The sequence below is a fragment of the Achromobacter sp. MUI-25009338 genome, assembly GCF_057359325.1.
Map to the genome: position 1 here is coordinate 5,717,116 of NZ_CM170627.1, position 10,645 is coordinate 5,727,760.

The following is a 10,645-nucleotide window of genomic DNA, read 5'->3' on the forward strand; positions in this document are numbered from 1 at the left end:
TTGTGGGCGGACGCGGCGAGGGTTATTTACTTGGCCCGAGCGGCGATGACTTCGTCAGCGACGTTCTTGGGGGCCTCGGAGTAATGCTTGAATTCCATCGTGTACGTGGCACGACCTTGCGTCAGCGAACGCAGGTTCGTGGCGTAACCGAACATCTCGGCCAGCGGAACTTCGGCCTTGATGGTCTTGCCGCCGCCAACCATGTCGTCCATGCCCTGGACCATGCCGCGACGCGAGGACAGGTCGCCCATCACGGTGCCGGCGTAGTCTTCAGGCGTTTCGACTTCAACGGCCATCATCGGTTCCAGCAGCACAGGGCTGGCCTTGCGCATGCCTTCCTTGAACGCCATCGAGCCGGCCATCTTGAACGCGTTTTCGTTCGAGTCCACGTCGTGGTACGAACCGAAGAACAGCGTGACCTTGACGTCCACGACCGGGTAGCCGGCCAGGATGCCCGAAGGCAGCGTTTCCTGGATGCCCTTGTCCACCGCGGGGATGAACTCGCGCGGCACCACGCCGCCCTTGATGGCGTCCACGAACTCGTAGCCGCCGCCCGGCTCCAGCGGTTCGACCTTCAGGACCACGTGACCGTACTGGCCGCGACCGCCCGACTGCTTGACGAACTTGCCTTCGACTTCCTCGCAGGTCTTGCGGATGGTTTCGCGGTAGGCCACCTGGGGCTTGCCGACGTTCGCTTCCACGCCGAATTCGCGCTTCATGCGGTCGACCAGAATTTCCAGGTGCAGCTCGCCCATGCCGGAAATGATGGTCTGGCCGGATTCTTCGTCGCTGCGCACGCGGAACGACGGGTCTTCCTGCGCCAGGCGCGACAGCGCCAGGCCCATCTTTTCCTGGTCGGCCTTGGACTTGGGTTCCACGGCCTGCGAAATCACGGGCTCGGGGAACTCCATGCGCTCCAGCGTCACGTGCGAGTCGACGTCGCACAGCGTTTCGCCGGTGGTCACGTCCTTCAGGCCCACGACGGCGGCGATGTCGCCAGCCAGAACTTCCTTGATTTCCTCGCGGTTGTTCGCGTGCATCTGCAGGATGCGGCCGATACGTTCCTTCTTGCCCTTGACCGGGTTGTACACGGTGTCGCCCGACTTCAGGACGCCCGAGTACACGCGCACGAAGGTCAGCTGACCGACGAACGGGTCCGTCATCAGCTTGAACGCCAGGGCCGAGAACTTCTCGCCGTCGTCGGCTTGGCGCTTGACTTCGTTGCCGGCGTCATCGGTGCCTTCGACCGGCGGGATGTCCACGGGCGAGGGCAGGTAGTCGATGACGGCGTCGAGCATGCGCTGCACACCCTTGTTCTTGAAGGCGGTGCCGCACAGCATCGGCTGGATTTCGCCGGCGATGGTGCGCTGGCGGATGGCCAGGTTGATCTCGGCTTCTTCCAGCGCGCCGGTCTCGAGGTACTTGTTCATCAGTTCCTCGGACGATTCGGCGGCAGCCTCGACCAGCTTTTCGCGCCACTCTTCAGCGGTGCTCTGCAGCTCGGCCGGGATGTCTTCGTACTCGAACTTGATGCCCTGGCTGGCTTCGTCCCAGATGATCGCTTTCATCTTGACGAGGTCGATGACGCCCTTGAAGGTGTCTTCGGCGCCGATGGGGATCACCACGGGCACGGGGTTGGCGCGCAGGCGCGTCTTCAGCTGGTCATAGACCTTGAAGAAGTTGGCGCCGGTGCGGTCCATCTTGTTGACGAAGGCCAGACGCGGCACGCCGTACTTGTTGGCCTGACGCCACACGGTTTCGGACTGCGGCTGAACGCCGCCCACCGCGCAGTACACCATGCAGGCGCCGTCCAGGACGCGCATGGAACGCTCCACCTCGATGGTGAAGTCCACGTGCCCCGGGGTGTCGATGATGTTGATGCGGTGCTCGGGGTAGTTCTTAGCCATGCCACGCCAAAACGCCGTCGTAGCAGCCGACGTAATGGTGATGCCACGCTCTTGTTCTTGCTCCATCCAGTCCATGGTGGCTGCGCCATCATGCACTTCGCCAATCTTGTGATTGACGCCGGTGTAGAACAGGATACGTTCGGTCGTGGTGGTTTTCCCTGCATCGATGTGCGCAGAGATACCAATGTTGCGATAGCGCTCGATCGGGGTTTTGCGGGCCATGGTGGGTTAGTCCTTAAATTACCAGCGGAAATGGCTGAAGGCCTTGTTGGCCTCGGCCATCTTGTGCGTGTCTTCGCGCTTCTTCATCGCGGCGCCACGTCCTTCGGATGCGTCGATCAGTTCGCCAGCAAGGCGCAGATCCATCGACTTTTCGCCACGCTTCTTGGCGGCTTCACGGAGCCAACGCATAGCCAGGGCCAGGCGGCGCACGGGGCGCACTTCAACCGGCACTTGGTAGTTGGCACCGCCCACGCGGCGGCTCTTGACTTCGACGATCGGCTTGATGTTGTTGATCGCCAGGCTGAACACCTCGATCGGCTCCTTGCCGGTCTTGGTGGCGACTTGCTCGAGGGCGCCATAGACGATGCGCTCGGCGACGGCCTTCTTGCCGTCCAGCATGACGACGTTCATGAACTTGGCGAGCTCGACGCTGCCGAACTTGGGATCGGGCAGAATCTCGCGCTTGGGTACTTCGCGACGACGGGGCATTGTTGCTTCCTTGTGTCTGTTCAGTTGAACCGTGCTTCATTACACGGCCATGGCCGCCCAATGGGACGACCCCTTACGTGCCGCGCACCTTCCTGTATGCGGATGGCGCGGTTGCACTTCCCTGGTGACGGACTTCCGCCACTTCGGGGTACTACCGATTCGTTATCAGGCCTTCTTCGGGCGCTTGGCGCCGTACTTCGAGCGGGCTTGCTTACGATCCTTGACGCCTTGCAGGTCGAGGGAACCGCGCACGATGTGATAACGCACACCGGGCAAGTCCTTCACACGACCGCCACGCACCAGAACCACCGAGTGCTCTTGCAGGTTGTGGCCTTCGCCGCCGATGTACGAAATGACTTCGTAACCGTTGGTCAGACGCACTTTGGCAACCTTACGCAGAGCGGAGTTCGGCTTCTTGGGGGTGGTGGTGTACACGCGAGTGCACACGCCGCGGCGTTGCGGGCAGTTTTCGAGCGCGGGGCTCTTGCTTTTGATGATGCTGACTTCGCGCGGCTTGCGCACGAGTTGGCTAATGGTAGGCATGACCTTTGAAATCCCTTTTACGTACCACTGGTAAGTACTTTCGTACTAGTGTCCCGAGGCGGAGAGCCTCCGGAGCAGGCAGTTCGCGCAAAACCGCCTCAAACGTTCGAATACGTAAAAGAGCGGGCTTGCCAACAAACTGTGACAAAACGCACAAAACCGGATGCGGCAGGGAAGTCGCCGCGGGAGTACCAGCCCCCCGCCTGGCGGATCATGCTTGAATGGCTCGTGACGCACCTTCGCCCATGACCCGAACTTCCAAACCCCACCGCGTACAGATTTTGCGCGCGAGATAAAGCAGTTAGCCCTTTAGCATAACTGAGATTCGGGCGCACTGTCAAAGAAATTTGTAAACCCTGCCAGACGGCATGTTGCCGGCAGAAGACGGCCAGTTAAGCGCCGGTCATGAAAATTGGGGCCGCATAAACCGCAGATCCGGGTCGCGGGCCGCGCCGCCCGGTCCGGGTTTCCACGTATGCGGCGGCAGCGATCAGTGTAGCCCCGCGCGTGGGTTTGCGCCGGTTTTTTACTGGTCGGCGAACAGGTAGCCGCTGCCGTAGACGGTGCGGATCGGCAGGATCACGCCGGCCAGCTCGGCCTTGCGCCGCAGGCGGCTGACGATCACGTCGATGCTGCGCGAACCGCTGGCGCGCGCGCTGCCGCCTTCGACCTGCAGGCCTTCGCCCAGCTCGGTGCGCCCGACCGCCCTGCCCGCCACTTCCAGCAGCGAACGCACGACCAGGCGCTCGTTGGCCGACAGCGAAATGGTGGTGCCGCTGGGCGAGGCCAGGGTCCAGCCCTGGTCGCGCAGCTCCCACTGGCCGTTGCCGGGCGCTTCCGCCCCGGCTCCCGCGCGGCCGGGCGGCAGGCGGCGCGCCAGCGCCAGCAGGATGCAGGCCAGCTCGCGCGGGTCCTGCGGCTCGGGCAGGCAGGCGTCGGCGCCGCTTTGCAGGCAGCGCAGGCGGCCGTCCACCGACAGGTCGGCGCCCGTCACCACGATGCCCAGGGACGAGGAGCCATGCAGCCGCGCCACCAGGGCGTAGCCGATCTCGCCCAGCGCGCCCACGTCCAGGATCACGACGTCATAGGCGCCGCCGTTGAGCAATCCGAACAGCTCCAGGGACGTCGAACAGCCGCGCGCCGATATGCCGGCCTGCAGCAGCGCGGACACGGCCGCCCCGCGGGCCGCTTCGTCCGGCGACATCATAAGTACGCACAATTGATTCATGTTTGTTCCACTCAGCAATACGGTCGATTCCCTCCAGTGCCTCTGGTAGTGGGATGTTTGAGACAGTGTGGCGCGGTGTTGCGCAACAACTCCAGTCAAGATTCGTCAACTTTGCAATGTTTGACAGTTCTTGGCATAACGTAGCCAGCGGGGACACAGCCCGAGTTATCATTCGTTTACACGAATTCCCTTACCCTCTTGCAGTAGGGCGCCATAGCGCGCGCTTGCGTAGCAAACCTTCGCGAGAACACGTCTGATGAAAATCGCGTCGCTGGAAGATGACCTGGACCAAGCCCGCCGCATCCAGCAAGTCTTGACCACCGCCGGATACTCCTGCGCCAGCTACCAGCAAAGCCGGGATCTCCTGGCCGCACTGCGCACGGAGCATTTCGACCTGGTATTGCTGGACTGGCACCTGCCCGATATCGACGGCGACGACGTAGTGCGCTGGCTGCGCGCCAATATCGGCGCGCGCATTCCCGTTATCTTCCTGACCAACCGCTCCAGCGAGGACGACCTGGTCGAGGGCCTGCGCGCGGGCGCCGACGATTACATCGTCAAGCCGCTGCGCCCCCAGGAACTGCTGGCGCGCGTGGCCGCGCTGCTGCGCCGCAGCCAGATCTCCGAGCCCGTCCGCGAGGGCTTCGAGGTCGCCCGCTACCGCATCGAGCCGGGCGCGCGCACGATTTCCCTGGACGGCGCGCCGGTCGCGCTGGCTCCCAAGGAATTCGATCTGGCGCTGCTGTTTTTCCGCAATATCGGCCGCCTCATGTCGCGCGACGTGCTGGCCGAGTGCGTCTGGAACCGGGAGATCCCGGCCACCTCGCGCACGCTGGACACCCATTTGTCGAACATCCGGCAAAAGCTCCAGCTGCGCCCCGAGCACGGCGTGCGCCTGTCTTCCTCCTACGCGCTGGGCTACCGGCTGGAACTGACCAGCCCGGCCGAAGACACGCCCGCCCATCCACTGTAAGCGCCCCCGCGCGCACCCCTGGAGAACCGCTAGTCATGAGCCGCTGCCGCGCGCTTTCTTTGCTTGCCCTGATTTCCTGCCTGAGCATCCTGGCGCCGGCGCACAGCCAGCCGGCGGGCGCGCTCGGCGACGATTTCATCTATCGCGTGCGCCAGGGCGACACCCTCATCGACCTGGCCACCCGCTACACGCGCAACCAGGCCAACTGGGGCCCGCTGCAGAGCCTGAACCGCGTGGTGACGCCGGAATTGCTGCCCATCGGCCTGGAACTGCACATTCCGCTTTCCATGATTCCCGTGCGCCCGGCCAGCGCGCGCGTGGTGCACGTCAGCGGCCAGGCCGAGCTCGACGGCAAATCGCTGCGCGCCGGCGACGCGGTGGCCGAAGGCAGCACCGTGTCCACCGCCGCCAACGGCTTCGTCACGCTGGAACTGGCCGATGGCTCCAAGCTCACCCTGCCGGCCGGCGGCGCGGTCGAACTGACCCGCCTGCGCCAGTTCGAAGGCACGGCGCTGACCGATTCCATCGTCGAGGTGCGCCGTGGCGGCGTCGAGTCTTCGGTGGCGCCCGCCGGCGAAGGCGTGGGCCGCTTCGAGGTCCGCACGCCGGTGGCGGTGACCGGGGTGCGCGGCACGCGTTTCCGCGTGCAGAGCAGCGCGCAGGGCGTGCACAGCGAGGTGCTGGACGGCAGCGTCCGCCTACAGCCCCACGCCCCGGGCGCGCGCCCGGCCAGGCCGGTGGCCGTGGCCAAGGGTTATGGCGCGGCGGTCGGCGCCGACGGCACGGTCGCCGGCATGCGGGCCCTCCTCCCCGCGCCGCAGCTGGGCGAACCCGCGCGCGCCGGCGGCGGCGTATGGACCGCCCCGGTCTCGCCCGTGGCCGGCGCCCGCAGCTATCTGGTGCGGGTCTCGCGCGACGCCGAAGGCGCCCTGCCGGTATCGTCGGCCGACTTTCCCGACAACCAGGACATCCGCTTCTCCGCGCCCGGGCCGGGCACGTATTACGTATCGGTGCGGGCCGTGGACAACCTGGGCCTGAGCGGCAAGGACGCGGTCGCGACCTTCGAAGGCGCCAACCAGCTCATGACCGCCTACGGGCTGGGCGTGGCCAGCGGCACGGGCGGCTTCATCACGCTCACCGAGTACTAGCGCCGCAAGGAACCTCATGGCCGCCGCCGATCCGCAGGACCGGACCTCGCGCTCAGGGCTATGGCTGACGTTGGCGCTGGCGCTGCTGGCCGCGGTCCTGGGCTGGTTCAACGGACTCGGCCGGGTCGACCAGATCCTCTACGACCGCGCCGTCTCGGTGACGGGCCGCGGCGCCGATCCCGACATCCTGATCGTGGCGATCGACGACGCCAGCATCGACGCGCTGGGCCGCTGGCCCTGGCGGCGCGCGGTCCACGCGGCGCTGCTGGACCGGCTGCATGGCGCCCGCGCCGTGGGGCTGGACCTGATCTTCGGCGAAGCGGACGGGGTCTATTCGGACGACGACCGCTTCCTGGCCGACAGCATCCGGCGCAACGGCCGCACGGTGCTGCCTGTCGTGCTGAACCGGCTGGACCATCCCTCCGCCGTCAACGCTCCCATCGCGCCGCTGGCGCAGGCCGCCGCCGGCCTGGGCTTCATCAATGCGCGCATCGATTCCGACGGCGTGGTGCGCGCGGCCACGCTGGCCGCGCAGGTGAACGGCCGACGCTGGCAGCACCTGGCCCTGTCGATGCTGGAGGTCGGCGGCCAGGCGCAACAGGCGCAGCGGCTGCTGCGGCGCGCCGCGCCGGACGGCAGCATCCTGATTCCCTACGCCGGCCCCACCGCGCATGTGCGCACGGTGTCGTACCTGTCGGTGCTGCGCGGCGATATCCCGCCCGATGAACTGCGCGGCAAGTACGTGCTGGTGGGCGCCTGGGCCACCGGCCTGGGCGACGCCTATCCGACGCCCGTCTCGCATGACGTCAGCGGCATGTCGGGAGTGGAGATCATCGCCAACCTGCTGCACGCGGCGCGCGAGGACATCGCGTACGTGCAGCCGCCGGCCTGGTGGAGCGCGCTGTTCTCGGCGCTGCCGGTGATGCTGGCCTGCCTGGCCTTGTGGCGGCTGTCGCCCAAGCGCGCGCTGCTGGTCTGTGTCGGGCTGCTGGCCGGCATCCTGCTGGCGGCGCTGCTGTTTCTGGCCTATGGCCGCTTCTGGTTCGCGCCCTCGGCGGCGCTGCTGGGGGTGGCGCTGTGCTATCCCTTGTGGAGCTGGCGCAGCCAGGAAGCGGCGCTGCGCTACATGGACAATGAATTGCGCCGCCTGCAGCGCGAGTACCCGCCGGTGATGAACGAGGCGCGCGCCCAGGCCGCGGGGCCCAGCGCTTCGCTCGAAAGCCGCGTCGGCGAACTGCGCCGCGCGCTGGCGCGCGTGCGCAACCTGCGGCGCTTCCTGGCCGACGGCCTGGACGGCATGCCCGACGCCACGCTGGTGTTCGACCAGGACGGGCGCATGCAATTCCGCAACCGGGCCGCCGTCATGTACTTCCAGCGCCTGGGCATGCGGCCGCCGCGCGTGGGCCGCCCGGCCATCCACCTGCTGGAAAAGACCATCTCCGATCCCGCCACGCGCCAGCGCGTGGCCGAAGCGCTGAGCGGCCAGGGGCCGGCCGCCGCCGGCTCGCCGTGGAGCGCGGACCTGGAACTGCGCGACCATGCGGGACGCGATCTGATCCTGAAATGCGCGCCCATCCATACCGCCGAGGGCAACTTCGCCGGCACCGTCGCCACGCTGACCGACATCTCCCGCATCCGCCAGGCCGAACGCCAGCGCGAAGAGACGCTGCGCTTCATCTCGCACGACATGCGCGCGCCGCAGAGCTCCATCCTGGCGCTGGTGGAAATGAAGCAGGAAGGCGCAGCGCAGGGCGACCACGGCGCCACGCTGGACCGCATCGCCATGCTGGCGCGGCGCACGCTGCACCTGGTCGACGACTTCGTGCACCTGACGCGCGCCGAGTCCATGGTCATCAGCGCCGTGGAACTGGACCTGGCCAGCCTGCTGCAGGACGCCGCGGACGAATTCTGGGCCTCGGCGCAAAAGCGCGGCATCGCGCTGGAGTTGCGCCTGCCCTTGCCCGCGGCCTATGTGCGCGGCGACCAGACCCTGCTGATGCGCGCGCTGTGCAACCTGATCGACAACGCGATCAAGTACAGCCCCGCGCGGACCCGCATCGAGTGCGGCATAGACGAAGAGCCGGGCTTCTGGCGCGCCGCCATCCGCGACCAGGGCCAGGGCATCGCGGCCGAGGACCTGGCCCGGCTGTTCGAGCCGTTCTCGCGCGTCGGCGTCGACACCCGCGGCGACGTGGGCGGCGCGGGCCTGGGGCTGGCGTTCGTGCGCACCGTGGCCGAACGCCACGGCGGCTCGGTGGAAGTCAGCAGCGAGCCGGGCGCCGGCTCGGTCTTCACGCTGCGCCTGCCGATGGCGTAGCGCCTACTGGAAGGTGTGGGAGATCAGCGCCGGGCGGCCGGCCTTGACCTCCAGGGTCATGCGGTACGGCGGCAGGCCGGCATTGCGCAGCACCACCTGGTACTTGCCCGGAATCAGCCGCAGCTCCTTGACCGGCGGGCTGACGCCGCGCGCCACCCCATTGATCCACACCTCGCCCCACGGACGTATGTCGAGCCGCACCAGCACGGGCACGGGCTTGGGCTTGGGAGCCTCTTCGGCGGCGGCCGCCGCCGGCGCTTCGGGCTGCGCGGCCTCGGGCGCCGCCGCCGGCGGCGCGGGCGTGTCGGCCGGCGCCGGATTTTCCGCGGCCGCGGCATTGGCGCCGGCCGGCGCGGGCGGTTCGGACGGCTGGGGCGCGGGCGCAGGGCCCGGCGGGACGACCGGCGCGGGCGCCGGCTCCGGCGCGGCCTGCGGCAAGGGATGGACCGCGGGCGGATTCGGCTGCACCAGTTCGGAACGGGTGATCAGCGCGTTCTGCGCGCCGGGGCCGTACTGCTGCCACGCGTAGACGCCGGCGCCGATCAGGGCCGCGATGAGCAGCAGCCACAACAGCACGCGGCGACCGCGTGCGGGACGCTGCGAGGTGGCGGCGGCCGCAGCGGGCAGCGCCTGGGCCGCGGCCGCCTCGTTCGCTTCGGCCGGCGCGGGCGCGGCCTCGGGCTGCGCGGCCACGCCCAGCATCTCGGCCAGTTCGTCCAGCGTCTGCGGGCGGTCGGCCGGGGCCATCGACAGGCCGGCGTCGATCACCGACAGGAAATCCTGGCTGTACTTGGGCAGATCGAGGGAGACCAGCGGCTGGTAGGTGTCTTCCGCCCGGCGCTCGGGCGCCGGCGGCGGCCGGCGGCCGGTGACCAGCGCGTGCATGACGGCGCACAGCGCGTAGATGTCGCTCCAGGGGCCGCGCGGCCATTCCATTGAATCGGTATAGAGCTCGAACGGCGCGAAGCCGGCCGACGGACTGCGGGTGACGCGGCGCGAACGGGCCACGATGAGTTCGGGCACCAGGTGGGCCCGCGCGTTTTCGTCCATCCCCACCGTTTCCAGCGAGATGTCGCCGCAGATTTCGCCCTGCCCGTGCAGGGCGATCAGGGACGGCAGGAGGTCGGACAGGAGCCGTTTGATGCGCGCCTGGGGCACGCCGCCCGCGGTGCTGGCGGCGATGGCGCTCAAGGGGCGCAGCGCGAGCGGCGCGGCGCCGGAAAACGGGCCACGCGGCATCGGCAGGCCGGCGGTAGGAGACATGATCGAGAGCTGCGCCACGGCGCGAATACGGTATCAAAAGTGGATAGGGCGAATATTATCCAATCCGCCACACAAGGACATTGCGGAAAATGTCCGAGCGCATCAGGCTGTGGCACGATAGCGTATGGCATCAACTCCCTACCTCTTTGGAAGCCCATGAAAATTCGCGTTTTGAGTAGTCTGCTTGGCTTATCCGCCCTCCTGACGGGCTGTGCCGGTCTTACTTCCATGCAGCCGGAAGGTCCGCCGACCACCGAAGCGCTGGATCAATTGCAACAAGTGCGCGAGAAATACAGCGCGGGCCGCTACGGCGACGTGATCCGCACCGTGGCCACCTCGGACACCCTGGCGACTTCCACCAAGGCCGTGCGCATCGAAGCGTACAAGCTGCAGGCGTTCAGCTATTGCGTCAGCCGCTATCCGCAGCTCTGCCAGGACAGCTTCTCGCGCATTCTCGCGCTCGACCCCGCTTTCGTGCTGGCGCCCAACGAGGCCGGCCACCCGGTCTGGGGCCCGGCATTCCAGCGCGCCCAGGCGCAGGCCGCGAAGTAGGCC

The 10,645-nt window shown here is 67.5% G+C and carries 9 protein-coding genes; 4 read left to right on the forward strand and 5 right to left on the reverse strand.

Features of this window, described 5'->3' with window-relative positions; all coding sequences use genetic code 11:
- Window positions 1–26 precede the first annotated feature (26 nt).
- The 4 genes from fusA to AC1IQ6_RS27150 all read right to left on the reverse strand — a co-directional run bounded on the left by fusA (window position 27) and on the right by AC1IQ6_RS27150 (window position 4,389).
- On the reverse strand, window positions 27–2,129 hold the full coding sequence (fusA, locus tag AC1IQ6_RS27135) for an elongation factor G (protein ID WP_102775021.1): 2,103 nt from the start codon (window positions 2,127–2,129) through the stop codon (window positions 27–29).
- A gap of 18 nt (window positions 2,130–2,147) precedes the next feature.
- On the reverse strand, window positions 2,148–2,618 hold the full coding sequence (gene rpsG, locus AC1IQ6_RS27140; protein ID WP_006389600.1) for a 30S ribosomal protein S7: 471 nt from the start codon (window positions 2,616–2,618) through the stop codon (window positions 2,148–2,150).
- A 165-nt stretch (window positions 2,619–2,783) separates the two neighbouring features.
- Window positions 2,784–3,161: a 30S ribosomal protein S12 gene (gene rpsL / locus AC1IQ6_RS27145; protein WP_005017264.1), complete on the reverse strand. Its 378-nt coding sequence runs from the start codon at window positions 3,159–3,161 to the stop codon at window positions 2,784–2,786.
- Between the two features lie 526 nt (window positions 3,162–3,687).
- The gene (locus AC1IQ6_RS27150; protein ID WP_102775020.1) at window positions 3,688–4,389 is read right to left on the reverse strand and encodes a response regulator transcription factor; all 702 of its coding nucleotides are present in this window, start codon (window positions 4,387–4,389) and stop codon (window positions 3,688–3,690) included.
- Between the two features lie 256 nt (window positions 4,390–4,645).
- Between AC1IQ6_RS27150 and AC1IQ6_RS27155 the strand changes: the two genes are divergently transcribed.
- The 3 genes from AC1IQ6_RS27155 to AC1IQ6_RS27165 are packed head-to-tail and all read left to right on the forward strand — an operon-like array spanning window position 4,646 to window position 8,827.
- Complete coding sequence (locus AC1IQ6_RS27155) at window positions 4,646–5,362, forward strand: response regulator transcription factor (RefSeq protein WP_485865570.1); 717 nt, start codon at window positions 4,646–4,648, stop codon at window positions 5,360–5,362.
- 35 nt (window positions 5,363–5,397) lie between these two features.
- Window positions 5,398–6,510 carry a FecR family protein gene (locus AC1IQ6_RS27160; protein WP_485865571.1) on the forward strand — a complete coding sequence of 371 codons (1,113 nt, stop codon included), beginning with the start codon at window positions 5,398–5,400 and terminating at the stop codon, window positions 6,508–6,510.
- A 16-nt stretch (window positions 6,511–6,526) separates the two neighbouring features.
- A complete protein-coding gene (locus tag AC1IQ6_RS27165; RefSeq protein WP_485865572.1) occupies window positions 6,527–8,827 on the forward strand; it encodes a CHASE2 domain-containing protein in 2,301 nt (766 codons plus the stop codon).
- A gap of 3 nt (window positions 8,828–8,830) precedes the next feature.
- Here the strand turns inward: AC1IQ6_RS27165 and AC1IQ6_RS27170 are convergent, their stop codons facing one another.
- Window positions 8,831–10,090, reverse strand: coding sequence for a serine/threonine-protein kinase (locus AC1IQ6_RS27170; RefSeq protein WP_102775363.1), 1,260 nt, complete (start codon window positions 10,088–10,090; stop codon window positions 8,831–8,833).
- Between the two features lie 156 nt (window positions 10,091–10,246).
- Here AC1IQ6_RS27170 and AC1IQ6_RS27175 point away from each other — a divergent pair, with 156 nt between their 5' ends.
- On the forward strand, window positions 10,247–10,642 hold the full coding sequence (locus tag AC1IQ6_RS27175; protein WP_485865573.1) for a TssQ family T6SS-associated lipoprotein: 396 nt from the start codon (window positions 10,247–10,249) through the stop codon (window positions 10,640–10,642).
- Window positions 10,643–10,645: the final 3 nt, after the last annotated feature.